Source organism: Sorangium sp. So ce590, assembly GCF_051521365.1.
Taxonomy (GTDB): Bacteria; Myxococcota_A; Polyangia; order Polyangiales; family Polyangiaceae; genus Sorangium.
The window spans coordinates 7,591,062-7,614,883 of record NZ_CP150346.1 but is presented as its reverse complement, the minus strand read 5'-3'; the positions used below and the strand labels follow the sequence as shown (position 1 = coordinate 7,614,883).

The following is a 23,822-nucleotide window of genomic DNA, read 5'->3' as shown; positions in this document are numbered from 1 at the left end:
AGGTTTTCCCATGGCCGAGATCGTTCTCCACCACTATCCCCTGTCGCTCTTCGCCGAGAAGATCCGCCGGATCCTCGCATACAAGAAGATCGCGTGGCGCTCGGTCGAACAGCCGATGACGGCGCCGAAGCCGGAGCTGACGCCGCTCACCGGCGGTTACCGGCGGATCCCGGTCATGCAGATCGGCGCGGACGTCTATTGCGACACGGCGTGCATCGCGCGGCGCCTGGAGCAGCTACGGCCGGAGCCTGCCTGCTTCCCGCCCGGGGAGGCCGGGCTGGCCGGGCTGATCGAGGACTGGGCGGACCACCGGTTGATGCAGCAGATCGTGCCGCCGGTGGTCGTCGAGCTGTTTCCTGTCCTGCCGCCCGGCATCCTCGCGGATCGCGCGGCGATGTCGCCGGCGTTGAGCAAGGACGCGATCTTCGGGGCGGCGCCGCACGCCCTGGGTCAGGCGCTGCTGTCGCTCGATCGCCTGGACGGCCAGCTGCGCGACCGGCCTTTCCTGCTGGGCGACGCGTTCTCGATCGCGGACGCGGCGTGCTTCCACCCGGTGTGGTTCATGAAACAAGGCGTGAGGCTGTTCGCGGCGGTCGAGGCGCGTCCGGCGCTCGCGGCGTGGCTCGCGCGCATCGAGGCCTTCGGCCCGGGCGACCCTCGACCGATGAGCGCCGCCGAGGCGCTCGCGAGCGCCCGGGCGTCCGAGCCGGCCGACGTCGCAGGCGGGGAGATCGCGGCAGGAGAGGGCCTCCGGCCGGGAGATGCGGTGGCGATCGCGGCCGACGATTACGGTCCAGAGGAGAGCCGGGGCGTCGTCGTGCGGCTCTCGGCCTCCGAGATCACGGTCCGGCGCCACGATCCGGCCGTGGGCGAGATCGCGCTGCACTTCCCGCGCGCGGGGTATCGCATCACGAAGCAGTGAGCCGCGCCGAGGTGTCAGGCGCGCGATGAGAAGGGATCCGAAAAGCAAGCCCCTCGCGGCCTCCGCCCCATCATACAGCCACGCTGCATACCTGGTTGATCAAGAGCCCTCTGCGATCCACCCTCGCAGAAAAACAACGCTGTGTCGGGATTTCTCCGCGCGGCGAAGGCGTATCCTCCACGCCACGATCGTGCGGGCGTCGGCTCGGCGCACGAGGGGCTCGAGTTCAGGGCATCCGCGTGGAAGACTGCGGCCGCTTCACGCGTCCCGAGCGATCGGGGGCGCGGCCGAAAGGAGCGGGTCATGCGTGCTCGTGCTTCGTGGCTTGGGTCGACGATCACCATCGCGAGCAGCCTTGCCGTGCTGGCGAGCTGCTCTGCGTCCGGCGTGAGCAACAGCACGGGCATCCCCGGCGGCGGTGGCTCGGGCGCCGGGGACAACACCGGCACCGGCGGCGGGCTCGGCGGCGGCGACTTCGGTATCGGCGACAACGGCGCCACATTCCGTTGTGGTGACGGGATCCTGACCTCGGACGAAGCCTGCGACGACAGCAACCTCGCGGGAGGCGACGGTTGCCCCGCAGATTGCCTCTCGGTCGAGCCGGGCTGGTCCTGCCCCAGGCCCGGCGCTGCCTGCACCCGCGCCGCCCGCTGCGGGGACGGTGCCGTGGTGTTTCCGGAGCTCTGCGACGACGCCAACACCGAGCCGGGCGACGGCTGCTCGCCGACCTGCAAGGTGGAGGTGGGCTACAAATGCGGCGGCAGCCCGAGCGCCTGCACCGAGACGACCTGCGGCGACGACGCCCAGGAGGGGGCCGAGAGCTGCGAAGACGGCAACACGATGCCCTTCGATGGCTGCTCCTCGACGTGTCAGGCCGAGCCCGATTGCTCCGCGGGCTCCTGCGCCTCCCGCTGTGGAGACGGCCTCGTGCTCGGGGAGGACTGCGACGACGGCAACAACATCGACGGCGACGGGTGCTCCGGGGCCTGCACGACAGAGCCCGGGTATCGCTGCGCCGTGCCCCAGCCTTCGGGATCCATGGCTGTGCCGGTGGTGTTCCGCGACTTCCGGGCGGCCCACCCCGACTTCGAGCCGAAGGGTCCCGGCCGCAGCGTGCCGGTCTTCGGCATGGTCGCGAACCGGCTCGACGCCGAGAAGAAGCCTGCGCACATGGCGGTCGCGAACAGCCTGGTCACGAGCGCGCAGAGCTTCGCCGACTGGTACCACGACGTGCCCGGCACCAACAGCACCACGGTCGCCACCCTCACGCTGTGGGACACCGGCGATGGTCGCTTCGTGAACCGCTGGGGCGCGGACGGCGAGCCGTGGACCCTGCTGTCCCCGGAGAGCGCGCACTATTGCGGCAACGTCGGTAACGAGGAGGACGGGGAGCCCTGTACCTCGACGACCGAGAACACCGCGGCCTGCGGCGATATCCACAGCCCCGAGTTCCACAGCTGCGAGGCGCGCGGCGGGGTCTACTGGGCGAGGTACGTGGACGCCACCTACGATGGGAATCCGCTGTTCTTTCCGGTCGACAGCGATCGCTTCACCCCGGCGGCCGAGCGCGTCCCGGCCGATATCTTCCCGAGCTACGGGGACGGGAGCTGGTTGAAAGAGGATGGCACCCCGGACCACAACTTCCACTTCACGAGCGAGATCCGCTACTGGTTCCAGTACACGGCGGGCGAGGAGTACGTGCTCGATTTCACCGGCGACGACGACGTGTGGGTGTTCATCAACGATCGCCTCGCGGTCGACGTGGGCGGCATCCACAGCGCCGTCACCGGGCACCTCGTCATCGGCGGAAGCGGGGCAGGCCGGGTGACCTACGCCGGAGGAGAGGACGACGTCATCCCGGCGCGGAACGTCGACCTCGGCCTCGTGGACGGCGGCGTCTATCAGATCGCCGTGTTCCACGCCGAGCGCCAGACCGCGGCGTCGACGTTCAAGCTCACGCTGCAGGGCTTCGCGACGGCGCGCAGCGAGTGCACCGCGATCTGCGGCGATGGCGTCGTCGGCCTGGGCGAGCAGTGCGACGACGGCGTGAACGACGGCGGCTATGGCGAGTGCGGACCGAGCTGCCAGCTCGGCGAGTTCTGCGGCGATGGCATCGTGCAGGATGTCGAGGAGTGCGACGATGGCAACAACCGCGACGGCGACGCCTGCGGCAGCGGCTGCCGCAACCTCGTCCCCCGCTGAGCCGGCGGAGGCGCGCCCCTCGCCATGCCCGCTCAAAACGAGCAGCTGGACGGCGGCGCGCGAGCTGGGGAGCGCTGGAGATCCGTCGCTCGCTCGCCCCTTGGCTCCTGCGGACGCGTCCGCCGCCGGCTCGCCTCGCATCCGCTCGCTGAGGTGCACCTGACACGCCCCCTGCCTGCGTTCTGGAGAACTCCCCTATGTCGCGTCCTGGCTCCTGTCTCGCGCTCCCGTCGCTTCTCGCTCTCTTTTGCTCATTCGCCTCGTTCGCCTGTTCGAGCGAGCAAGGCCCCGATGATCTGGCCGCGCCCGCCGGAGGCGGCTCGCCCGCCGGAGGCGGCTCGTCCGCCGCGTCCGGCGGGCCATCGAGCGGCACGACGGGGAGCGGCGGTACGGTGTCGCCCGGGGGCTCGGGAGGCGCAGGCACCGGCGGGAGCGCCGGCGCGCCCGTCGATTGCTCACGGATCGAAGCGGCCGGCTTCGAGCTTTGCACCTCGGGCGAGGATTTCTGCGGCGCCGTCTTCCAGGACGGGAGCGGCTGCACGGCGGTGTGCGCAGCCGCAGGTCTCGCCTGTGAGGCCGCCTCCGAGAACCTCGAGGGAAGCTGCGGCGCCGACGAGGCGCTCCCGCCCGTGTCGTGCGACTCGGGGCACCAGTCCGACCATTGCCTGTGTCGCGGCCCCGCGAGCGGTACCGGCGGAAGCTCGGGGACCGGCGGCTCAGGCGCAGGTGGTTCAGGCACAGGTGGTTCAGGCGCAGGTGGTTCAGGCGGCGGCAGCGGTACGTCCGACTGCAACAGCGTGACGAGGGGGCCGCTCATCGAGGTGAACCGAGATGGCTCGGGTGATTTCACCTCGATTCAGGCCGCGATCAACAGCGTCGCCAGGTCGAACACGACGCCCACCATCCTTCGCATCGCCCCCGGGACCTACGCCGAGAAGCTCGTCGTCGACCGTCCCCACGTGACGCTCTGCGGCCAGACAGGTCAGGCCGAGACGACCGTGCTCACCTACGGCGATAACGCGAACACCTCGAACGGCGCAGGGGGCACGCTGGGCACCTCGGGGAGCTTCAGCGTCAATATCTCCGCGAACGACGTCTCCGCCGAGAACATCACCTTCGCCAACAGCACGGGCCCAGGCGTGCAGGCCGTGGCGCTCCTCGTTTCCGGCAGTCGCGTGCAGTTCCGTCGCTGCCGGGCCATCGGTTACCAGGACACGCTCTATGTGAAGAACGGATCGCAGTACTTCAGGGATTGCTACATCGAGGGCACCGTCGACTTCATCTTCGGCGGCGCCACGGCCGTGTTCGAGGACTGTACGGTCCATAACGTCGCGAGCGGGACGGCGATCACCGCGCCGAGCACGGACGCATCCATTCCCTTCGGAATCGTGTTCCTCGGAGGAAAGGCCACGGCGGCCGGATCGATCAGGTCCGGTTCGATCGCCCTCGGTCGCAACTGGAGACCCTACGGCGCGGCCACCTACCTCGGAACCGAGCTCGGCGCGCACATCTCGGCCGTCGGATGGGTCCGCATGAGCGAAAACACGCTCGCGACAGCGCGCTTCGCCGAGCACATGACCACGGGACCCGGCGCGAGGCCGAGCGAGCGAGCCCGCGAGTCCAAGCAGCTCAGCGCGGCCGAGGCTGCAAGCTATACGGTCGAGAACATGCTCGCGCCCTGGACACCCACTTTTGCGGACTGAGAGCGCCGCTCGTCAGCCCTTGTCGCTCACGACCAACGACGTCGGCCTCTGCGTCGCCGGGAGCGCGACGAGGCGGGGGATGAGCCCCCGGTCCGATCCTCCCCCCGCCGAGCCGGCGAAGGCGCGCGCGCGGCAAGGCCGGCGTGCGGGCGGCCTCGGTCGCCTCGTGAACCGTCGTTCGCCGACAGCGTGAGCAAGTATCCCACGCAGCGCGGACGGCTCCGTTGCGCTACGACTGCGGGATGTTCGGTCATGGGCATCCTCAGAACCGTCCGCCGCCGCCGCCTTACTATCCTCCCCAGCGGCCGCCTTACTACCCTCCTCCGCAGCGTCCGAAGCCCGGCGTGTCGCCGCTCGTGATCGTGCTCGCCGTCGTGGGCGGGTTGTTCGCGCTCGGCGTGGGCGCCCTCGTCGTGATCGGCGGCGCGGTGTACCTGGTGGCGAGGGCGGAGCCGGAGCAAGCGGTCGGCGAGCCCGTGCTCTCCGACGTGTCGACGACGGGCGGCGGCTCGCCCCTGCTGCCCGTGCCGCCCGCGTCGACGAGCACCCCGCTCCGCCCGGACCTGGAGGCCGATGAGGTGGCGGGCGATGTCGCGTCGCCCTCCGGCGACGACGGGAAGGGCGAAGCGCCGACGCCCTCGCTGGCTGGGGGGCGGACGCCCACCGCGCCGAGCGAGGGCTCCTCGAACGGAGGCCCCAGCAGCGGTAGCGCGACGGGCGGGGCGTCCTGGTGGTGCACGGCGAGCGCATCCGTGCGCGTCTGCGGCTTTGCGGGCGCCTGCAACTATCAGATGGTGTTCGGCAACGGCGGAGGGAAGGACCGCTTCCTGGCCTCGCAGCAAGCCAAGCGGTCGTGCGAGGCGAGCGCGCGTGCGAAGGGCGCCTCGGCCATCTGCGTGGTGCAGTGCAGCCCGCGCTGACCGGCGCGGAGCTGCGCGTCGCTCGTTTCCGGCTCAGAGCTCGGTGAACAGGCCCCAGAACGCAGCGGGCGCGAGGGCGTCCTGGCGATCGTGGCCCTGTCCGCTGGTCTCGCACCAGATCACCGGGTACCCCTCGTCGCAGCCCTGATAGCGCACGCACGGCGACGGCGCCTCGGGCACCGGTTCGCGCTCGGCGTCGCAGTGATTGGCCTCGAGCAGGCGGTCGCGCTCGACAACGCTGCCGCTGATGTCGTTGTCCCTGTCGTTCGCGTCGTGCACGAAGATGCGCGCGACCTGTCCGACGCAGTCGCGGGGGTTCACCGCGCCGCCCGCCACCGACCCGGCGGCGCGCAGCCTGTCGCCGCGACGGCACTCGAGCGTGTTGATGAGCCACGCGCCGCTGCTGTAACCGGCCGCGAAGACGCGCGACGCGTCGGCGCAGTGATCCTGGAGCACGGCGTCGAGCATCCGATCGAAGAAAGCGACGTCTGGGCCGTTCGCGGACGCGTCCCAGCAGGTGTTGCTCGACACGCCGACGCCGCGCACCAGGATGGCGTCCTCCCCTGTCTGGCGCTGCATCGGCACGTTGTTGTCGCCCGAGCTGCAGCCATGAAAGAGAAACACCACCGGGTAGGCTCGCGTCGGGTCGTACTTCGCGGGCAGCCATACCCACCACTTCCGATCGACCGACTCGATGTTCAGGTCGGGTTGCGCGACCCACTGCGCGAGGGGCTGCGAGGCGTCCTTGTCGCAGCCGGCGCTCGGCGTCGGGCTCGCGCCGCCGGAGCCACCGCCGCTGCTGGCTGTCGAGCTCCCCTGTGCGCTCCCGCTGCCGGACGTGCCGCCGCCGCCCGCGCCGCTGCCTGTGCTGCCCGACGCACCGGATGCCGCGCCGCCTGCGCCGCCGCCGCCTCCGTCCTGGGAGATCGCGCCGCCTGCGCCTCCACCGCCCGCGCCGGGGTTGTCGCTGCTGCACGCGACCACGAGAGAGAGCGAGGCGATCAGGGCTGGCAGGGGGCGCTGGAGCATGGCGGGCTCACTATCTGCCAGCGGTCCCGTGCTGTCACCTGCGATCGCGTCCTGCACGCCGGGTGCGTCGTGCCCCCGCTTCGCGGCTTCGGGCGACGCGGCGCTCTGGTCTAGCGTCCCGCGGGCGGCGCGGCGCGGCGGAACGCGCGCATGTGGAAGCGGCGTTGCTCGTCGGGATAGATGTGCTCTTGCCCGACCGGGCACGCGCGGCGCGACAGGCACCCTCCGGTCATGCACGCCCCGGCGGGCTCGGCGTCGAGGCGGCCGACGCAGGCGGCGACATCGTAGCTGCGGGGCGAGAACGCGGAGACGGGGCAGGCGCCAAGACAGGGCTTGTCGGCGCAGGACGCGCAGGGGCTCGGCGGGGCCTCGCGCGGCGGGAGCGACAGCCGCTCGGCGAAGACGAGGGCGGCGCGATACCCGTGCCAGAGGCCGAACCGCGGGTGGATGAGGATGCCGAGGGGCGACGGGTACACCGGCTCGGCCCGCTGCGCCCAGCGCTGGAAAGGCCAGTACGGAGGGCCGGTGAAGGGGAACAGCGCGGCCGCGCCGAGCTCCGCGGCGAGCGCGGAGACCACCGCGAGGGTCCAGTCGTCGAGCGCGAGATCGGGGGCCTGCGCGCGAGCGCGGGAGAAGGCGCGCCACATGGACGGGCCGGCATGGCCGAGCAGGACGAGCGTCCCCGCGGCGAGGCCTCCGGCCGCGGGGACGCCGTCGGCGTCGAGGGGGTGGAAGCCGCCGCGCAGCGGGATACCCGCGCGGTCGCAGCGCGCCGAGAGATCTGGCCAGCCGATGGGCACCGGGGCTCGCTTAAGGCGCCCGGACCGGCGCGGCAAGCGAGCTCTGGCCCCGCCGCCTTCGCGAAGGCTTCCGTCGCGGGCATGAAGGCTTCCGTCGTGGGCATGAAGGCGCTCGGAGACGGGGTACAAGTTCAGACGGGCAACCCGGGGGCCCTGCTCATCCGGCGCGAGCGCCGCGCGCTCCTCAGGGCGCGCCCTCCTCCCCGGATAAGGCGTTCTGTTCTAGAGTGGCGCCGTGGCGCGGAGGCTCGATTTCCGGCTCGGGACGAAGACGCCGTCCCCCAACGCCCGCGCGGCGCGCGCGGTCAGCCGCGCCGCGCGGGCGCCCGCGAGCACGCCATGAGCCCTCCGCGCCCGGTGGTCACGCTCCACTTCGCCCAGACGCTCGACGGCCGCATCGCGACCCTCAACGAGCGCGTCGAGATCAGCACGCCCGCGGGGCTCGAGCACGCCCACCGGGCGCGCGCGGAGCACGACGCGGTGCTCGTCGGGATCCGCACCGTCGTGATCGATGATCCCCTGCTGACCGTACGCTTGTGCGAGGGCCCGCAGCCGATGCGCGTCGTGCTGGCGAGCGCCCTCGGCGTGCCGGAGGGGGCGCGCCTGCTGCGGTCGTCCAGCCGAGGGCAGCCGGCCGGCGGGCGCGTGCTCGTCCTCGGCGCGGCAGGCCGCGCGCTGGACGCTGCGCGCGCGCGGCTAGAGGAGCACGGCGCGGAGGTGGTCGTCGTGCCCGCGGACGACCACGACCGCGTCTCGCTGCCGCACGCCCTCGCCGAGCTCCACGCGCGCGGCGTGCGGCGGCTGCTCGTCGAGGGGGGCGGCGCCGTGCTCACCTCGTTCCTGCGCGCGCGGCTCGCCGACCGCGCGGAGGTCGAGATCGCGCCGCGCCTGCTCGGTGATACGGCGATCCCCGCGGTCGGCGCCCTGGGAGAGGCGTCGCCCGCGTCGGCGATCGACCTGCGGGAGACGGCGCTCGAGCTCCTGGGGAGCAACCTGCTCTTGCGAGGGAAAGTTGCCTATCCCGACTGACGATCCCGCGCCGCCGGAGATGCCCGCGCCGCCGGAGATGCCCGCGCCGCCGGAGATGCCCGCGCCGCTCACGGCGCCCGCGCCGCCCGCCCGTGAGCTCTGGTTCGTCCGGCCCGGCCTCGTCGAGGTGCGCCGGGGCGCCCCGCCGCGCGAGCCCCGGGCCGGCGAGGTCGTGGCGCGAGCGGTCGCCTCGGGCGTCAGCCAGGGGACCGAGCTCCTGCTCTTCCGCGGCGAGGGGCCGACGCCGTTCGATCCCTCGCTCGACGCGCCGGGCGCGCCGACCTACCCGCGCCGTTACGGCTATGCGTGGGTGGGCGAGGTCGTCGCCCGCGGCGAGGGCGCGGCGCTCGGCCTGGGCGACCGCGTCTTCGCGCTCGCGCCGCACGGCGATCTGCACCTGCTCGGGCCGGGCGCGGCGCGCGCGCTGCCCCGCGCGATCCCGGGCGAGCGCGCGGTGCTGGCCGCGAACCTCGAGACGGCGATCACGTGCGTGTGGGACGCGGGGGTGGGCCTCGGGGACGCCGTGGTGGTGCTCGGGGGCGGCGTCGTCGGGCTGCTCGTCGTGGCGCTCGCGCGGCGCGCCGGGGCAGCGGTGCGGCTGATCGAGCCGAGCGAGCGGCGGCGCCTGGCCGGCCTCGCGCTCGGCGCTGCCGCGGCGATCCGGCCGGAGGACGACCGGCCGCGCGGCGACGCGGACATCGTCATCGCCGCGACGGGCGACCCGGGCGAGCTCGACCGCGCGATCGCGCACGCGGCGCGCGAGGCGACGGTGACGGTCGCGTCGTTCTACGGGGCGCGGACGAGCCCGGTCGCGCTCGGCGCCGAGTTCCACCGCCGGCGGCTGCGCCTGCGCGCGAGCCAGGTCTCGACGATCCCGCCCGAGCGCGCGCCCCGCTGGGATCACGCGCGGCGCTTCGCGCTGGTGCGCGCCCTCCTGGAGGACGCCGCCCTCGACGCGCTGCTGGACCCGCCCGTCCCGTTCGACGCCGCGCCGTCCGTGTACGCCGAGCTCGCCGCCGCGCCCGGGGCGAGGCTGCAGACGGTCTTCCAGTACGGCGCGCGATCGGGTACGCGAGAGGCCACCTAGAGGTCTGCCATGTTCCTCCTCGGCGTCAGCGATCACGTGATGATCGCGCACAGCTTCTCCGATCCGTTCTTCGGTCCGGCGACCCGGATGCACGGCGCGACGTACGCCATCGAGGTCGAGATCCGCGCGAAGGCGCTCGGCCCGCACCACGTGGTCATGGACATCGGCGCGCTGCACGCGGCGCTGCGCCGGGCGCTCGACACGATCGACTACCAGAACCTCGACGAGCACCAGGCCTTCCCCGGGCGCACCTCCACGACCGAGCGCGTGGCCGAGCACGTGGCCGGCCTCCTCGCCGCGGACATCGCGAAGCTGCCCGCCGACGAGGCGCCGCACCCGGGCGCGACGCTGCGGGTGCTCGTCCGCGAGTCGCCGTCGGCGTACGCGGGCTTCGAGCGCGACCTGTAGCGCCCGCCGCCGGGCGAGCCCCGCGGGGCGTGCCGCGAGGGCGGGCGTCGGGCGAGCCGCGCCGCGGGGCCAGGGCAGGCGTCGCGTTGCTGCGCGTCGCGAGGGGGGTATATCAGGTCGAGCTGCTCTCCGGACCCATGCGCATCGCCTGGATCGTCTACGGCGCCCTCGACCAGACAACGGGCGGGTACATCTACGATCGGCTCGTCATCGAGCGGCTGCGGTCGCGGGGCGACGTCGTGGAGGTCGTGTCCCTCGACCCGGCGCCGCGGTCGCGCGCGCTGGCCGGGCTCGCGCTCGCGCGGCGCCTCGCCCGGATCGACCCTGCCGTCGTGGTCGGCGACGAGCTCTGCTTCCCGGAGCTCGTGCCGGCGTTCGCGGCGCTGCCGCGGCGGATCGCGCGCGTGCTCCTCGTGCACCACCTGAGCGCGTGGGAGCTCCCGCCCGGCCCGCGGCGCGCGGCGCTCTCGCTCGCCGAGGGGGCGGTGATCCGGCTCTGCGATGCGCACCTCGCGACGAGCGCGACGAGCGCGGCGCGGCTCCGGCGCGAGCACGGGCTCGACCGGGTCGACGTGGCGACGCCGGGCGCGGACCGGCTCCCCTTGCGCCCCCGCGCCGCGCGGGACGGCGGCCCGCTGCGGCTCACGTTCGTGGGGAGCTTCATCCCGCGCAAGGGGCTGCTGGAGCTGCTCGCGGCGTTCGAGCGGGTCGGGAGCGCGCGCGCCACGCTGCGCCTCATCGGCGATGCGGCGCGCGATCCGGCCTATGCCGAGCGGGTGCGCCGGGCGATCGCCGGCTCCGCCTACCTGCGGGCGCGCGTCGCGGTGCCCGGCGTGCTCGACGACGAGGCGCTCGCGGCCGCGCTCGCCGAGACGGACGCGCTGGTCTTGCCCTCGTTGCTGGAGGGCTACGGCATGGTGCTCACCGAGGCGGTCCGCGCCGGCGTCCCGGTGCTCGCCGCCCGCGCTGGCGCGATCGCCGAGGTCGTGCAGGACGGCGCCGAGGCGCTGCTGTGGGACGACGGCGAGGGGCTCGTGCGGGCGCTCTCCCGCTTCATCGAGGACGGGGCGTTGCGGGAGAGCATGCGCCGCGCGGCGCTGCTCCGGGCTGCGGCGCTGCCCACCTGGGACGGCGCCGCGGTCGCGGTGCGCGCGGTGCTCGCGCGGGTGGCGACGGCGCGCTGAGCCGTCATTCCGCGACGCCGACGGGATTGCGCAGGAAGCACCGCTTGGCGCGGACGAAGGCGTCGAACCGGGCCTCCTGCAGGCCGTCCGCGTCGGGGGTCGGGTCCTTCACGATGCACGCCGCCACGGAGAGCTCCCCCTCGTAAGGGTCCTTCTCGCGCGTCGTCTTGTGGTTCAGCTGGCAAACACCGTTGAGCGCGTCGTCGCCCAGGTTGGCGGACACGTTCCAGGCGTCCTGGCTCATGTCGTGGGATGCGCGGAGGGTGATCCCCCAGAACCCCTTCTTCTCGCGGATTGGACTGTTGAGGATCATCACCTCGAACTCATCGCCTTTCACCCCACAATCGGTGTACCAGCTGCGCTGATTGTCCTCGTCGAACGCGACCGCGGTCTCCCCGTTGTTGCCCGTGTCGAGAAAGAACTGCTTCGCCCCGAGGGTGAGCACGGCTCTCCCCGCGACCAGCGGCGGCTCGAAGTCGCTGCCGCACCCGAGCGGCGCGAGCAACAACGCGGTGGCGAGCAGTGTTCTGAGCATGGGTGTCCTCAGTCGTGAGGATCATGCGTGGTCGATCCACAAGTCAATCTGCAAATCGACCAATTTGCGCGTTTTGCCGCGGTAATTTGCGCGAGCCCATGGGAATGATCAGGGCCGGGAGTGTGGAAATCCGTCTTCCCGTCGACCCTCATCACCTTTCGTGCGCCTTTCGGACGATAATCAGCTCAGGTTGCGACAATTTTGTCCTGTTCGCGGGAATGGACTCGCCTGTGCGCTTCATCGCATCGGCTCGAACTGCCGTGGCGCGTGGCGGTGCTCTCGTCCTCTCGTGCTCTCGTCTTGCACGATGGATTCCTGGTCAGATGTCTGGCTGTCCGTGGCGTCGGCCGACCGCTTGAGGCGGTTGCATGCACTCAACCGCAGCAGCCGGGACAATCTCGTTTTCTGTCGTCCCCCGGCGAGCGGACCCAAGGCCTGGAGGGCCGCTGGAGAGGTGAGCCCCCCGCGCCCCTCGCGTCCCCCGCGAGCAGCGCCGCCGCCTCCTCCCGGAGCCGCCGCGTGAGCCCCGCGTCATCGTCCCTCCCGCCCGCCACCACCGCCGCCGCCTCCCGCGCCTCGCCGAGCCGCACCCGCACGTCGACGTCGCCGAAGCCCGGCAGCGCCACCTGGAGGAGCGGCGCCAGCGTGCTGATCCCGCGGCGCTCGGCCCACCGCGTGACGGCCAGCCGCTTCGCCCGCGGCGAGTGCACCCCCGAGACGACCGCCACCGCGACGCGCCCCCCCGCCGCCGCCGCCGCGCGCAGCAGCGTCCCGGCGCTCGGGTGCCACGCCCCGAGCAGCGCCTCGCCCGCGCCCGCGAACGCCGGATCCGCCTCGATGCGACCCGCCGGGAAGTGCAGCAGCGCGCCCCCGCCGCGCAGGTGCCGCAGCGCGCGGCGCACCCCGGCCGTCCGCGCCGCGAGCTCGCGCCGGCCGCCGCCCGCGTCGATCGGCACGAAGAGCAGCCGCTGGCTCACATGAGGCAGCGCCCGCAGAAACCGCCGCTCGGCCGCGACGATCATGAGATCCCCCCGGCCGAGCGCCGCCATCAGCGCGAGCGCGTCGTAGGCCCCGGGGTGATTCGACACCACCAGCAGCGCCCCCCGCGACGGCGGCGCCGCGTCGGCCGCCCACCGCGCGCCGAAGCCGGAGAGCGCCTCCCGCGCCGCCACGTGGAGCCCCGCCTCGCCGGTGCGCCGATCGAACCGCGCGAGCACCCGCCCGAGCGGCAACGACGGCACCGCGAAGGCCGCGCACCCCGCGCGGCGCACCCACGCGGGCGCCCCGCCGAGGCCGAGCGCCGCCACCATCTCCTCGCCGGACAGCCTCGCGAGCTCTCTCTCCAGCGGCTCCGCCATGTCCGCGTCTCTACCCGCGCCCACGCCGCCACGCCAGCGCCGCGCTCCCGCCCGGCCGATCGCGAGGCGCCCGGATCCGCACCGCCTCGAGCGCCTCGACGCACGCCCACCGGCGTCGCTGTTGGACGCCGACGCAGAGCGCGCCTGCCTCGATGGGCCCAGCGTTACCAGCGCGCGACCAGCGCGCGTCCTTCATGGCCTGTCGGGTTTGCGCCGGGGCGCGCCGGCTCTGTATGAAGAGAGCATGAAGGCCACGCTCCCTGCCATGGATGACTCCATCCGCCGCGGCGCCGAGCCCGCGCGCCCGCGGCGGGCGCTGGCGGACCTCCCGGGGCCGAGGGGGCTGCCCGTGATCGGCAATCTGCTCGCGATCCACCCCGACCGCTGGCACCTCGAGTTCGAGCGATGGTGGCGCGTCCATGGAGACCTGTTCGTCGTGCGGCTCGGCCGCCGGCCGATCCTCGTCGTGGCCGACGGCGAGCTCGTGCGCGACGTGCTCCACCGCCGCCCCGCGGTGTTCCGGCGGATGCGCACCATCGAGGACGTGTCGCGCGAGGCGGACATGGTCGGGCTGTTCTCGGCGGACGGGGACACGTGGCGGAAGCAGCGGCAGCTCATCAACCCGACGTTCCACGCGCGGCACATCGAGAGCTTCTTCCCGAGCATCTGCGAGATCACGGGCAGGCTGCGCGACCTCTGGGCGCAGGCGGCCGACGAGCGCGCCGCGCGCGACGTCCTCGGCGATCTCATGCGCTACTCGGTCGACGTCACCTCGTCGGTCGCCTTCGGTCGCGATCTCAACACGCTCGCCCGCGGGCCGGACGCGCTCCAGGAGCACCTCCAGCGCGTCTTTCTCGGCCTGAACCGGCGGATACTCGCGCCGCTGCCCTACTGGCGCTACCTGGGCCTCCCCGCCGACCGCGCCTACGACCGCGCCGTGGTCGCGGTGAAGCGGTTCATCCTCGAGCTCGTGACCGCCGCGCGGCGCGAGATCGAGGGCGGCGCGGACCGGCCCGCCCGCCCGCGGACGCTCCTTGAGCTCATGATCGCGGCGCGCGACGGCGAGGACCCGAAGGCGCGCCTCTCGGACGCCGAGGTCTACGCGAACGTCCTCACGATGCTGCTCGCCGGCGAGGACACGACGGCGAACACCCTCGCGTGGATCCTCTATTACCTGGGCTCACGCCCCGACGTGCAGGCGCGCGCTCGCGAGGAGGCGGATCGCGTCCTCGGCGCCGCCCTGATCCCGACGCTCGAGCAGAGCAAGCGCCTCGAGTACACGAGCGCCGTCACGCACGAGACGCTGCGCCTGCGCTCCGCGGCGCCGCTGCTCTGCCTCGAGGCGAACCACGACACCGCGGTGGGCGACGTGGCGGTGCCCGCCGGCGCGGGCGTCATGGCGCTCACGCGCGCGGCGGGTCGCAAGCGCGAGTATTTCGGCGATCCGGAGTCGTTTCTCCCCGAGCGCTGGCTCGCCGGCGCGCCCGCGACGCTGCCGCACGAGCCGAGGATGGCGCTCGCCTTCGGCGGCGGGCCGCGCATCTGCCCGGGTCGCTCGATGGCGCTCCTGGAGTGCGCCGTGACGGTCGGCATGGTGCTCCGGAGCTTCACGGTGCACCTCGCGGATCACACCGCGCCGGTGCGGGAGCGGATGGCGTTCGCGATGCAGCCGGAGGGGCTGCGCATCCGGTTCACCAGGCGCGCGTGCACGTGAGGGCGCAGCCGCCCGCGATCCGGCTCACCGCACCTTGGCGAGGGCCGCGTCGTAGTCGGGCTCCTGCGCGATCTCCGGGACGAGCTCCGCGTGGACGACCTTGTTCTGCTCGTCGAGCACGAGGACCGAGCGCGCGAGCAGGCCGGCGAGCGGCCCGTCCACCAGCTTGACCCCGTACTTCTCGCCGAAATCGCCCCGGAAGGTCGAGAGGCCCTCCGCGTTCTTGATGCCCTCGGCCGCGCAGAAGCGGCCGTGCGCGAACGGCAGGTCCGCCGAGATGTTGAGCACCGTCACGCCCGGGAGCTTCTCGGCGCGCTCGTGGAACGTGCGCACGGACTTCGCGCAGACCCCCGTGTCGACGCTCGGGAAGATGTTGAGGATCTTCTTGCCGGAATAGGACGAGAGCTTTCCTTCCGAGAGGTCGCTCTTCACGAGCGTGAAATCGGGGGCAGTCGCGCCGACGGACGGCAGCTCGCCGGCGGTGTGGACGGGGCTTCCCTTGAACTTGGTCTGAGCCATGGTCGTATCCTCCTCTGTGCAGCTGTTTCTGCGCAGCTGTTTCTGCGCAGCTGTTTCTGTGCAGCTGTTTCTGCGCAGCTGTGCGGCAGCGGCGGTCGTAAGCGCGCGGAGGGCGGAAGCCAAGCAGATCCACCCAGGCCGCCGGCTTCGAGGCGCCGGTCGACCTGCCGCGTGGGCGATGCGCTGTCGGACCGTCTTGCCGGCGAGAGCTGCCGCGCGCATCCGTCAGCGCGAGCTCTCGGTCGCGCCCGCCAGCGCGAGCCGCCGCTCGCGCTGGACCCTCAGCCGATGGGCGAGCGGCTGACCAGGGGGAACGGCTCGACCTCGGCGTCGTCGGGGTTCATCGAATCCCTGCTGTACCCCATCTCCTCTTCGGCCGTGGTGACGATGAAGGGGCCCCCGAGCTCCTCGGAATCCATCGTGTCTTCGTAATCCTCGGCGGTGTCGCCCCTGCCCGACGTCGCGGAGGCGAGGTACTGCTCGGCGATCTGCTCGGCGAACTCGTCCACCCCCTGCGTGGGGCCGTCCCCCGGGTCGGGGATGAACGCGTCGCGATCGTCCGCGCGACTCGCGCTATTGCGCGCTGCCTCCACGATATCCTGTCCGTGGCTTCTGCGGGTGGCCCGCTGGGAGCCGCCTTGCTTGGTCTGCATGATGGATCATCTCCTCGCTCGGCGGCACTCCCACGCGCTTCCCGCTGCGCCGCCCGCCCGGTGTTCTGATATAAAAAGAGATGCACCGCGTGTACCAAGGCTGGAACGCCATCCTGATCACGCTTTGGCGAGGAAATCGGATCGGTTTTCGCGCGCCGTGGCGCGCGCGCTGTACCGGATGTGCAGCGGGTGTAGCGGCGTGCCACAGCGGATGAGAGGCGCCGGTGACACGATGCTCCGGCGCCGCACGGCGGTCGTACCGCGGTGGCTCGGCGCGTCGAGCTGCTGCGGGGTGCTGGAGAAAAGGTCGCTCTGGTGGGTAGGCTGCTCGATGGAGCGCAGAGAGCGACGAGCCGCGGCGCGGCTGGGGGCGCGGGGGAGGGGATCGATGTCCCTGCGCCTCGTCGCCCTGCTCTTACCAGCCGAGCTCTTCGCTGATGGCCTCGGAGAGCTGCTGGGCCATCTGCTGGTTCTTCTTCGCGCTCGGGTGCCAGTCGCAGCCGAGCCCATCCGTCTCCTTGGCGTGCGGGGGGAACTCGAGGAAGCGCACCCGATCGTCGCCGCTTTCGGTCCGGTCCTCCACCACCTGGCCGATGTAGTCGCGCGCGCGGCTGAGCGCCTCGGCGCCCTCCGGGAAACCGTCGCTGAGCATGGGCCCGATGGTGCAGAAGATGAACGCGTCCGGATAGTTCTTCCTGACCGTGTCGACGAGGCCTGCGTAGGCGTTCGTGAACGGCCCACGGAACTGGGCGTCGGCCGGGACGTTGATGCTGAAGTCGTTCGTGCCCAGGTTGATCACGACGACCTGCGGCACCCAGGACGAGAAGTCCCATGCGGGCTGCGGCTCGTCGGCGATCGTCCGGCCGTAGATCTTCGGCATGGTGTCGGCCGCTTCATCGTCGTAGTTCCGGTAAACGCCTCTGCCGGACCAGGCGACGATCGTGGTGTCGGCCTCGAGCATCCGGCCCGTCAGGGCGCTGTAGGCAAGGTAGTTGTTCTCCGTGTCGCTCGTGAAGGGGCAGGTCTCGTCCGCGCCGTCGACGCCGTAGCCGGCGGAGATCGAGTCGCCGATCACCTCGATCCGGCGCTCGGGCGCGGGCGGGACCGGCAGGAGCGCCTCGCCCTGCTCCGGGACGAACTCGACGAACTGCGTCACGCCGACCAGCGGCTCGGTCCGGCGGTGGAGCAGGAGATCGTGCTCGCCGTCGGGCAGCCCTTCGGCGACCTTGTAGAGCTCCTCGTCTCCGTTGACCTTGAGGACGCCCTTCGATTCGCCGTCGATCACCACCTGGAAGAAGTTGGATTGCGCCGCGGTCGACGCGTCGTTGAAGCGGACGCTGATCGACGTCCCCGAGAACCGCGTGGCGATCGCGCTGCCGGCCCAGGAGAAGCGGGGGCCTTCGGGCTTCGTCGTGTCGAAGCGGCCGATGAAGCGGATGGTGTCCCCGGAGGGGTTTCCCCCGCCGGTGCCGCTCGCGCTCGACGACGTCGCGCCTGCGCCTGCGCCGCCCTCGCCTGCGCCGCCCTCGCCTGCGCCGCCGGTGCCGCCGGTGCCGCCGTCGCCGCCTGCGCCCGAGGCGCTGGTCGATGTCGATGCGCCTGCGCCCGTCGTCCCGTTCGGATCGTCGTCCCCGCACCCGGCCAGCGCCGACAAGGCGATGCAGACGGCGAAAGCGAGCTTCGGGAGGCTTGTGTAAGCAGCTGTCTTCATGCGGCGGAGGATGCTGCAGGCCCGTGGCGCACACAACACCAATCTTTCCCTGCGAACCGGGACCAGACTCCGCGATGCGGGCGTGGAGACGCCGAGATCGGTAGATGCCCCGGGGGGCGGCATGAGCCGCCGGAGGAGCGGAGAAGGAGCGCCGGCACCCCGAAAGATGGCCTCGCCGGGCTCGATAGGGCGCCGCCGAGCGCCCATGCGCCAATGCGCCACACGCTGGGGCAATCTGTCACACCGGCGCGGCCTGGCCTGTCCGGGACGAGCTCGCCACGCCGGCGTGACAGCCAGGTTCGGCTTCGATGGAGCGGTGCGGGGCGCCGCGGACAGCGGCGCTCACCCGGTGCTCAGTACCGCGTCTCGCAGGGGTGCTGATCGGCGAACGCCTTCACGGCGGTCTTGTGGGACGACCAGGGGAAGTTCCCATCGGTGATCGACCAGGAGAGCGCGCCCGCATAGCCGATGTTGTAGAGATCGCTCACGAACTTGTCGTAGCCCACGTTCATCTCGGCCATGTTGATGGGGAACTCGCCCATGACGACCGGCTTGTCCGTGAGCCCGTACTCGGAGAGGGGCTTGTTGTACGCGAAGTGGTCGTTGACCCAGCCGTACATGTGGACCTGGTAGAAGTCGACGTCCGACTTCGTCCACGCCTGACCCCACTTGATCGCGGCGCTGCCGACGCTCACGGGCGCGCCGGTCTCGCCCCTCAGCACGGCGGCCGACTCCTTGGCGAGCGCCTCCATCTGCGGGTGCGTGACGAGGTCGAACTTGCTGGAGTCCCCCTCGAACGGCGGGTCGTCGCCGTGGAGGCTCGGCCCGGTCATCGCCCACTCGGGCTCGTTGATGACGTCCCAGGCCAGCATGCGGCTGCGGTGCGGGCTCGACGCGACCGTCTGGGCGATGGGCCGGACGACGTTCTCGATGAGCCGGGCGCGCCGGCCCGCGTCCGCGACGAGGGGCCCCATGCTCCAGACCGACAGGCCGTTCGGCGGGTTGTGCGACGTCTTGTGGAAGCCGTCGAAGGAGAACAGCGTGAACATCACGTTGACCTGCGCCTGGTCCGCGAGCTCGAGCGCCGCCAGGATGTCCTGCTTCGAGGTGCCGCCGAGCCCGGTCGGGTTGCCCTGCCCGTCGAACGTGATCTGGTCCCCGTAGAAGCGGGGGTAGATCCACCAGCGGACCACGTCGACGCCGTTGGCGCGCATGTCCTGGAGATCGGCGAGCACCTGGCCCCGCTTGCCCGAGATGCCCGCCTGGCTCCACCGGGACTGACCGCCGAAATCGGCGCCGAAGTCGCGCCAGGCGTAGTTGACGCCGTACATGAAGCGGAGGCGGCAGGCGATCTCGACCCCTGCGTCGAACGGACAGACGTCCTCCTCGGTGCAGGTGCTGGGCTCTCCGCCGCTGCTGGTGCTGCTGCCCACGGGGTCGCCGCTGCCCGTGCTCGCGGGCCCGCCCGTGGGCGAGCCGGCGCCCGTGCCGGTGGGCGAGCCGGCGCCCGTGCCGGTGGGCGAGCCGGCGCCCGTGCCTGTCGGCCCGGCCGTGCCCCAGGAGCCGCTGCCGGTAGGGCCGCTGTCCGCCGGGTCGCCGCCCGCGCCGCCCTCGCCGCCCTCGCCGCCGTAGCCTGCCCCGTCGCCACAGCCCAGTCCAGCCGTGGTGAGCTGGAGAACCCCAACAAGAAGAAGCCAGTTGCGCATGGCCGATTATCGCCAGAAACGCGCGAGCGAGCCAGCCCGATCTCTTAATCGGTTCAGTGACTCGGCGCGTAACGTTCTGCCATGGCTACAAGATGATTGTCACAGCGGCCCTGGCGAGGTCATCGCCTCTCCTGCAAGGCAGCCAGCGTATTTCGCCTTACCGGGAGGGCCCACGCGGCCTGGGGTGAATCCCCATGTACGCGGCGGCGCTCTTCGCCGAGGGGTCGTCCGGATAGCGTTCGACGAGGTCTTCCGCGAGGCTGCGGGCCTGGCCGGTCCGGTCCATGCGCACGAGCGCCCGCACGCGGAGCAGGCCGCGCTCGGCGACGCGGGGGCTGTCGCCGAAGTCGCGCGACGCGGCGTCGTCGAGCCGGAGCACCTCCTCGGGGTCGCTCGTCAACGCGGCGCGCATACGCTCGATGACACGGGCCTCGGGGTCGGTGTCCGGCGGGGCTGGCGCTGCTTCCAACTCCCGTGCTGCGGCGCGCATGGTGGCGGCGGCCGGCGGCGGCGCGGGGGGGATGGCCGATGGCTCATCGCGTCGCTGCGGCCTCGTGTCTGCGGTGGACTCGGCGCTCGACGGCCGCGCCTTCGGTGCGGGGGGCTCGTCGCGGTCCATGAAGAAGAAGGCCGCCGTGGCGAGCGCGGCGAGGGGGAGGCCGATGAGCAGCGCGCGGCGGGGGCCGGACGGTCGGGGTGCGTCCACGGCGGCCAACGTAGCGCGGAGGGGCGGTGGGCGGTAGCGATCGGAGTGAGGAGAAGGGGAGAGCCGCTCACGAGAGATGGCGCCGCCGGCGTCAGCGAGGCGGGGGAGACGTCGGTGCCGTCGACATGGATCCGCCGCAGGCCATGGCTCGTGCGCTTGCTGATGAGGGCGGCCCCCGCGCGAGAGTTGCCCGCTCAGCACGAGCCGCTGCTCCGGCCGAGGAGCCGTACAGCCTCGAGCGCTTCGTGGAGATCGTGAGGCAGTCGCGCAGTGGCGATGGCCGATTCCTCGAGGCTCTCCCGGGCGCGCTCTCCCCGCGAGGCGGGCTCTTGTGGGCTTTCTGCGACGTCGCGCCGCGCGCGGCGTGGCCTTGCACAGCGCGAAGCGTCGCGCCCGCTCGCCGTGCAGCGCGTTGCTTCACGCTGGTGGCGCGGCACTGCGCTTGCTGATCGCTCAGGGGAGAGGAGGTTCCCATGGCGGAACAGCAGCGCCAGCAGGCGGACCAGGGCGTGCCGGTCTCCAGGTCGCAGCAAGGCAAGCAGAGCAGCCGGGCGACCGGACAGCCGGCATTTCAGGGGGCCGGCGGTGAATGCACCGGAATGCAGCGGCAGCGAGCGGACGAGCAGATAGGTCGCTACGGCGGCGGGCGGCAGGCTCAGCGCCTTCGCGATGGTGCGTCGCATGATGCACGTCGCCCCGAGGGCGCGCCTTCTTGGAGAATGCGATGATGACCGACTTCGTTGTTCGAAACTGGTGGGCGCCCGTCCTCCGCGGCGTGTTCGCGGTGCTCTTCGGCGCGTTCACGCTCGCCGTGCCGCGGATCAGCCTGAAGGCGCTCATCCTCGTCTTCGGCGTCTATGCCGTCGCGGAGGGCGTGACGAGCATCGCCGGCGCCGTCCGAGGCGGTGACGAGCGGCGGCGCTGGTGGGTGCTGCTCCTCGAGGGGATCGTGGGCGTCGGCATCGGGCTCATCGCGCTGCTCTTGCCGGGTATCACCGCCGTCGCGCTCGTCTTCTGGATCGGCGCGTGGGCAATCCTCCGGGGCGCGCTCGAGATCGGCGTGGCCATCCGGCTCCGCGATCACATCGAGGGCGAGTGGCTGCTCGGCCTCGCGGGGGTGCTCTCCATCGCGCTCGGGGTGTTCATGTTCGCGTCGCCCGGCGCTGGCGCGCTCGTGATGATCGTGTGGATCGGGGCGTATGCGCTCGTGTTCGGCGTGTTCCTGATCGCGCTGGGGATCCGGCTTCGCGGGATCGGCGTCGCCAGGTTGCGCCAGGGCGCCGGTCCGATCCACGGGACCTGAGGGGGAGGGATCCCCCTCATCGAGCGCGCTCACCGGCCGATAGATCTCGATGTCGCCCTCCAGATCGAACGCCCCCCCGGTCGCGCCAGGTCAGCTCGTATCGCCTTCGTGACCGCTCAGAAGCCCACCACGGCGTCGTAGGCCGGCTTCGGGTCGTGGTTGACGTCGAAGAGCAGGGGGAAGTCCTTGCGCCCCGAGCTGAACTCGGACAGCCAGGTGTTGTCGTCCGCTATGCCCCAGAAGGTGACGCCCGTGATCACGGTCCTGTACTCCCGGAACAGCTCGAAGAACTCCCGATAGCGCGCGGCTTGCTTGGCCTTCAGGTCGTCGCTGAAGGTCGCGGCCGTGTAGAACGTGCTCTGGTTGTACGTCATGCCGGGGATGTACAACGAGATGTCGAGCTCCGTGACCTGCACCTCCAGGCCGAGCGACGAATAGAGCTTGATCGCCTCTTCCAGGTTGGCCACGTGCTGGTAATATGCCTGGTTCGTGGTCACCGTGGAGGGCTCGACGTTGAAGTGAGCTTGCAGCCCCACGCCGTGGACTGGCACGCCCTGAGCGAGCAAGCCTTTGAGCATGTTGTAGATGCCCTGCTGCTTGGCGGGGATGTAGTTGTAGAAGTCGTTGTAGAACAGCTTGGCGTCCGGGTCGGCTGCGTGCGCGGACTTGAAGGCCTCCGCGATATAGCTCTCGCCGATGATCTCGTGCCAGCGGCTCTTCTGACCCTCCGCCAGGTTGCCCGTGCGGTACGTGCCGTCCTCCATCATGGCCTCGTTCACGACGTCCCACGCGTAGACCTTGCCCCGGAAGTGACGCATCACGTTGCTGATGTGGCTGTTCATGCGTGCCAGCAAGGTCTGCTTCGAGACGGTGCCGCCAGAGCCGTTCGAGAACAGCCAAGCGGGGTTCTGGCTGTGCCAGACCAGGGCGTGTCCGCGGATCTTCATCCCGCTCGCGACCGCGAAATTCACGATGCGATCCGCCGCGTCGTAGGAGAAGCTGCCCTCGGTCCTCTGCAGCGACTCGAACTTCATCTCGTTCTCGGCGGTGACGCTGTTGAAGTGCGTCTTCAGCAGCGCGGCGTGCGTCATGTACGACTGCGAATCCACCGCTGCTCCGATCGGGAAGTAGCTCGCGTACTTCTCCGCTAGGTTCCTGGGGTCGCCAAGGTCGCCAGGCGAGTGCGGCACTCCTCGTTTCAGCCGAGCAGCTCGTGCAGCCAGCGCACGCGCCAGCCAGGTACAGTAAACCTGTACTCGCACGGCGCCCGCGTGCGCGCCGACGCGCACGATGGACCGCAATTTCCGCTGGTGCGGCGCTCGTTCGTGTTCGAGGAGCCCGCCCTGCTCATCCACGAGGTGTCCGCGGTCACGTGGGCGCTCCATGTCGGCGCAGGCCTCTGTTTTTGATGATCAGGCGGTCGCGATCCGGAGATTGCACGAGGTGTGAGCCGTGGTGAAGCGCTGACCCTGATGGATCTCCCCGCCGCCGTTCTGACCGAGGGCCGGGGGGCGGCGGGGCGGATCGCCGCGCTCGTGGCGGAGCACTCGGAGTTCGTGTGGCGCTCGCTTGTGCGGCTCGGCGTGCCGCGCGCCGACGCGGAAGACGCGGTGCAGCAGGTCTTCCTCGTGGCGACCCGGAAGCTCTCGGCCATCGAGACCGGCCGTGAGTCCGCGTTCCTGTTCAGCACGGCGCAGCGGATCGCCTGGCACGCGCGGAGGACGCAGCAGCGGCGACGGGAGGTCCTCCTGGAGGAGCCCCACGAGCGCGTGGATCCGGCGCCGGATCCCGAGGAGATGATGGATCGTGCTCGCGCCCGCGAGGCGCTCGACGCCATCCTCGAGAGCATGCCGCTCGAGCTGCGCGCGATCTTCGTGCTGTTCGAGCTGGAGCAGATGACGATGGCGGCCATCGCCGCGATGCTCGAGCTCCCACCGGGCACGGTCGCCTCTCGCCTCCGCCGCGCGCGGGAGCACTTCCAGGCCGCCGTGAGGCGGCTCGAGGCGCGGGGCCATTTGCGAGGTGAGTGCCATGAGTGATCCTGAGCGCCTCCTGGACCAGAAGGAGAGAGCGCTGCAAACGACGCTCCTCCGCGCGGCGCTCGACGAGAGCCCGCCGAGCGGCCTGACCCGGCGCACGCTCGTCGCGCTCGGCGTCGTCGCGGCCGCGGCGAGCACGGGGGGCGCGGCCGTGGGCGTCGGCGGCGTCGTGGCGGGCGCGGGGCGCCGATCTTACACAAGCCGATTCCTTCGGTCTGCGGGTCGCTGGAAACTGAGGATCGAATACGGCATGACGAGGAATCTGACCCACAGAATATTCCTCCGAGGCCTGGT

22 protein-coding genes are annotated in these 23,822 nt (G+C 71.7%); 11 read left to right on the top strand and 11 right to left on the bottom strand.

The window, feature by feature from the left end:
- Positions 1-10: 10 nt before the first annotated feature.
- The 4 genes from WMF28_RS28480 (at position 11) to WMF28_RS28465 (ending at position 5,747) form a co-directional block, all read left to right on the top strand.
- Positions 11-922, top strand: a complete 912-nt coding sequence (locus tag WMF28_RS28480) for a glutathione S-transferase family protein (protein WP_437596475.1) — start codon at positions 11-13, stop codon at positions 920-922.
- 303 nt (positions 923-1,225) lie between these two features.
- Complete coding sequence (locus WMF28_RS28475; RefSeq protein WP_437596474.1) at positions 1,226-3,124, top strand: DUF4215 domain-containing protein; 1,899 nt, start codon at positions 1,226-1,228, stop codon at positions 3,122-3,124.
- 797 nt (positions 3,125-3,921) lie between these two features.
- Positions 3,922-4,827 carry a pectinesterase family protein gene (locus WMF28_RS28470; RefSeq protein ID WP_437596473.1) on the top strand — a complete coding sequence of 302 codons (906 nt, stop codon included), beginning with the start codon at positions 3,922-3,924 and terminating at the stop codon, positions 4,825-4,827.
- A 242-nt stretch (positions 4,828-5,069) separates the two neighbouring features.
- The gene (locus tag WMF28_RS28465; protein WP_437596472.1) at positions 5,070-5,747 is read left to right on the top strand and encodes a hypothetical protein; all 678 of its coding nucleotides are present in this window, start codon (positions 5,070-5,072) and stop codon (positions 5,745-5,747) included.
- 33 nt (positions 5,748-5,780) lie between these two features.
- On the opposite strand, the gene WMF28_RS28460 is transcribed toward WMF28_RS28465, so the two are convergent.
- Together WMF28_RS28460 and WMF28_RS28455 are read right to left on the bottom strand one after the other, a co-directional pair.
- The gene (locus WMF28_RS28460; protein WP_437596471.1) at positions 5,781-6,776 is read right to left on the bottom strand and encodes an alpha/beta hydrolase family esterase; all 996 of its coding nucleotides are present in this window, start codon (positions 6,774-6,776) and stop codon (positions 5,781-5,783) included.
- A gap of 110 nt (positions 6,777-6,886) precedes the next feature.
- Positions 6,887-7,576 carry a hypothetical protein gene (locus WMF28_RS28455; RefSeq protein ID WP_437596470.1) on the bottom strand — a complete coding sequence of 230 codons (690 nt, stop codon included), beginning with the start codon at positions 7,574-7,576 and terminating at the stop codon, positions 6,887-6,889.
- A gap of 339 nt (positions 7,577-7,915) precedes the next feature.
- Here WMF28_RS28455 and WMF28_RS28450 point away from each other — a divergent pair, with 339 nt between their 5' ends.
- The 4 genes from WMF28_RS28450 (at position 7,916) to WMF28_RS28435 (ending at position 11,284) form a co-directional block, all read left to right on the top strand.
- Positions 7,916-8,605 carry a RibD family protein gene (locus WMF28_RS28450; protein ID WP_437596469.1) on the top strand — a complete coding sequence of 230 codons (690 nt, stop codon included), beginning with the start codon at positions 7,916-7,918 and terminating at the stop codon, positions 8,603-8,605.
- Positions 8,589-9,692 carry a zinc-dependent alcohol dehydrogenase gene (locus WMF28_RS28445; RefSeq protein ID WP_437596468.1) on the top strand — a complete coding sequence of 368 codons (1,104 nt, stop codon included), beginning with the start codon at positions 8,589-8,591 and terminating at the stop codon, positions 9,690-9,692. The genes WMF28_RS28450 and WMF28_RS28445 overlap by 17 nt, the downstream gene beginning before the upstream one ends.
- 9 nt (positions 9,693-9,701) lie before the next feature.
- Positions 9,702-10,100 (top strand): 6-pyruvoyl trahydropterin synthase family protein, encoded by a 399-nt coding sequence (locus WMF28_RS28440; protein WP_437596467.1) that lies wholly within the window; start codon positions 9,702-9,704, stop codon positions 10,098-10,100.
- 137 nt (positions 10,101-10,237) lie between these two features.
- Positions 10,238-11,284: a glycosyltransferase family 4 protein gene (locus WMF28_RS28435; protein WP_437596466.1), complete on the top strand. Its 1,047-nt coding sequence runs from the start codon at positions 10,238-10,240 to the stop codon at positions 11,282-11,284.
- A 4-nt stretch (positions 11,285-11,288) separates the two neighbouring features.
- On the opposite strand, the gene WMF28_RS28430 is transcribed toward WMF28_RS28435, so the two are convergent.
- Both WMF28_RS28430 and WMF28_RS28425 read right to left on the bottom strand, forming a co-directional pair.
- Entirely contained in the window at positions 11,289-11,819 is a 531-nt protein-coding gene (locus tag WMF28_RS28430; RefSeq protein ID WP_437596465.1) for a hypothetical protein, read from the bottom strand.
- Between the two features lie 374 nt (positions 11,820-12,193).
- Positions 12,194-13,177 (bottom strand): 1-acyl-sn-glycerol-3-phosphate acyltransferase, encoded by a 984-nt coding sequence (locus WMF28_RS28425; RefSeq protein ID WP_437596464.1) that lies wholly within the window; start codon positions 13,175-13,177, stop codon positions 12,194-12,196.
- A gap of 244 nt (positions 13,178-13,421) precedes the next feature.
- On the opposite strand from WMF28_RS28425, the gene WMF28_RS28420 reads away from it, so the two are divergent.
- Positions 13,422-14,891, top strand: a complete 1,470-nt coding sequence (locus WMF28_RS28420; RefSeq protein ID WP_437596463.1) for a cytochrome P450 — start codon at positions 13,422-13,424, stop codon at positions 14,889-14,891.
- 24 nt (positions 14,892-14,915) lie between these two features.
- Here WMF28_RS28420 and tpx read toward each other — a convergent pair whose 3' ends face one another.
- The 6 genes from tpx to WMF28_RS28390 all read right to left on the bottom strand — a co-directional run bounded on the left by tpx (position 14,916) and on the right by WMF28_RS28390 (position 20,869).
- On the bottom strand, positions 14,916-15,410 hold the full coding sequence (gene tpx, locus WMF28_RS28415) for a thiol peroxidase (RefSeq protein ID WP_437574250.1): 495 nt from the start codon (positions 15,408-15,410) through the stop codon (positions 14,916-14,918).
- Between the two features lie 281 nt (positions 15,411-15,691).
- On the bottom strand, positions 15,692-16,063 hold the full coding sequence (locus tag WMF28_RS28410; RefSeq protein WP_437596462.1) for a hypothetical protein: 372 nt from the start codon (positions 16,061-16,063) through the stop codon (positions 15,692-15,694).
- A gap of 415 nt (positions 16,064-16,478) precedes the next feature.
- Positions 16,479-17,774 (bottom strand): SGNH/GDSL hydrolase family protein, encoded by a 1,296-nt coding sequence (locus WMF28_RS28405; protein WP_437596461.1) that lies wholly within the window; start codon positions 17,772-17,774, stop codon positions 16,479-16,481.
- A gap of 353 nt (positions 17,775-18,127) precedes the next feature.
- A complete protein-coding gene (locus WMF28_RS28400; protein WP_437596460.1) occupies positions 18,128-19,480 on the bottom strand; it encodes an endo-1,4-beta-glucanase in 1,353 nt (450 codons plus the stop codon).
- A 157-nt stretch (positions 19,481-19,637) separates the two neighbouring features.
- Positions 19,638-20,186 (bottom strand): tetratricopeptide repeat protein, encoded by a 549-nt coding sequence (locus tag WMF28_RS28395; protein WP_437596459.1) that lies wholly within the window; start codon positions 20,184-20,186, stop codon positions 19,638-19,640.
- 194 nt (positions 20,187-20,380) lie between these two features.
- On the bottom strand, positions 20,381-20,869 hold the full coding sequence (locus tag WMF28_RS28390) for a hypothetical protein (protein ID WP_437596458.1): 489 nt from the start codon (positions 20,867-20,869) through the stop codon (positions 20,381-20,383).
- Between the two features lie 41 nt (positions 20,870-20,910).
- On the opposite strand from WMF28_RS28390, the gene WMF28_RS28385 reads away from it, so the two are divergent.
- Positions 20,911-21,489 (top strand): HdeD family acid-resistance protein, encoded by a 579-nt coding sequence (locus WMF28_RS28385; RefSeq protein WP_437596457.1) that lies wholly within the window; start codon positions 20,911-20,913, stop codon positions 21,487-21,489.
- A gap of 116 nt (positions 21,490-21,605) precedes the next feature.
- Here WMF28_RS28385 and WMF28_RS28380 read toward each other — a convergent pair whose 3' ends face one another.
- Positions 21,606-22,679, bottom strand: a complete 1,074-nt coding sequence (locus WMF28_RS28380; protein WP_437596456.1) for an endo-1,4-beta-xylanase — start codon at positions 22,677-22,679, stop codon at positions 21,606-21,608.
- A gap of 255 nt (positions 22,680-22,934) precedes the next feature.
- Between WMF28_RS28380 and WMF28_RS28375 the strand changes: the two genes are divergently transcribed.
- Positions 22,935-23,528, top strand: coding sequence for an RNA polymerase sigma factor (locus tag WMF28_RS28375; protein ID WP_437596455.1), 594 nt, complete (start codon positions 22,935-22,937; stop codon positions 23,526-23,528).
- The last annotated feature ends 294 nt before the right edge of the window (positions 23,529-23,822 follow it).

What these genes read in the sequence shown, in the direction of transcription:
- WMF28_RS28480 (WP_437596475.1), top strand. Translation starts at nt 11, where the DNA reads ATGGCCGAGATCGTTCTCCACCACTATCCCCTGTCGCTCTTCGCCGAG.
- WMF28_RS28475 (WP_437596474.1), top strand. Translation starts at nt 1,226, where the DNA reads ATGCGTGCTCGTGCTTCGTGGCTTGGGTCGACGATCACCATCGCGAGC.
- WMF28_RS28465 (WP_437596472.1), top strand. Translation starts at nt 5,070, where the DNA reads ATGTTCGGTCATGGGCATCCTCAGAACCGTCCGCCGCCGCCGCCTTAC.
- WMF28_RS28460 (WP_437596471.1), bottom strand. Translation starts at nt 6,776, where the DNA reads ATGCTCCAGCGCCCCCTGCCAGCCCTGATCGCCTCGCTCTCTCTCGTG.
- WMF28_RS28450 (WP_437596469.1), top strand. Translation starts at nt 7,916, where the DNA reads ATGAGCCCTCCGCGCCCGGTGGTCACGCTCCACTTCGCCCAGACGCTC.
- WMF28_RS28440 (WP_437596467.1), top strand. Translation starts at nt 9,702, where the DNA reads ATGTTCCTCCTCGGCGTCAGCGATCACGTGATGATCGCGCACAGCTTC.
- WMF28_RS28435 (WP_437596466.1), top strand. Translation starts at nt 10,238, where the DNA reads ATGCGCATCGCCTGGATCGTCTACGGCGCCCTCGACCAGACAACGGGC.
- WMF28_RS28430 (WP_437596465.1), bottom strand. Translation starts at nt 11,819, where the DNA reads ATGCTCAGAACACTGCTCGCCACCGCGTTGTTGCTCGCGCCGCTCGGG.
- WMF28_RS28425 (WP_437596464.1), bottom strand. Translation starts at nt 13,177, where the DNA reads ATGGCGGAGCCGCTGGAGAGAGAGCTCGCGAGGCTGTCCGGCGAGGAG.
- WMF28_RS28420 (WP_437596463.1), top strand. Translation starts at nt 13,422, where the DNA reads ATGAAGGCCACGCTCCCTGCCATGGATGACTCCATCCGCCGCGGCGCC.
- tpx (WP_437574250.1), bottom strand. Translation starts at nt 15,410, where the DNA reads ATGGCTCAGACCAAGTTCAAGGGAAGCCCCGTCCACACCGCCGGCGAG.
- WMF28_RS28410 (WP_437596462.1), bottom strand. Translation starts at nt 16,063, where the DNA reads ATGCAGACCAAGCAAGGCGGCTCCCAGCGGGCCACCCGCAGAAGCCAC.
- WMF28_RS28405 (WP_437596461.1), bottom strand. Translation starts at nt 17,774, where the DNA reads ATGAAGACAGCTGCTTACACAAGCCTCCCGAAGCTCGCTTTCGCCGTC.
- WMF28_RS28400 (WP_437596460.1), bottom strand. Translation starts at nt 19,480, where the DNA reads ATGCGCAACTGGCTTCTTCTTGTTGGGGTTCTCCAGCTCACCACGGCT.
- WMF28_RS28390 (WP_437596458.1), bottom strand. Translation starts at nt 20,869, where the DNA reads ATGCGACGCACCATCGCGAAGGCGCTGAGCCTGCCGCCCGCCGCCGTA.
- WMF28_RS28385 (WP_437596457.1), top strand. Translation starts at nt 20,911, where the DNA reads ATGATGACCGACTTCGTTGTTCGAAACTGGTGGGCGCCCGTCCTCCGC.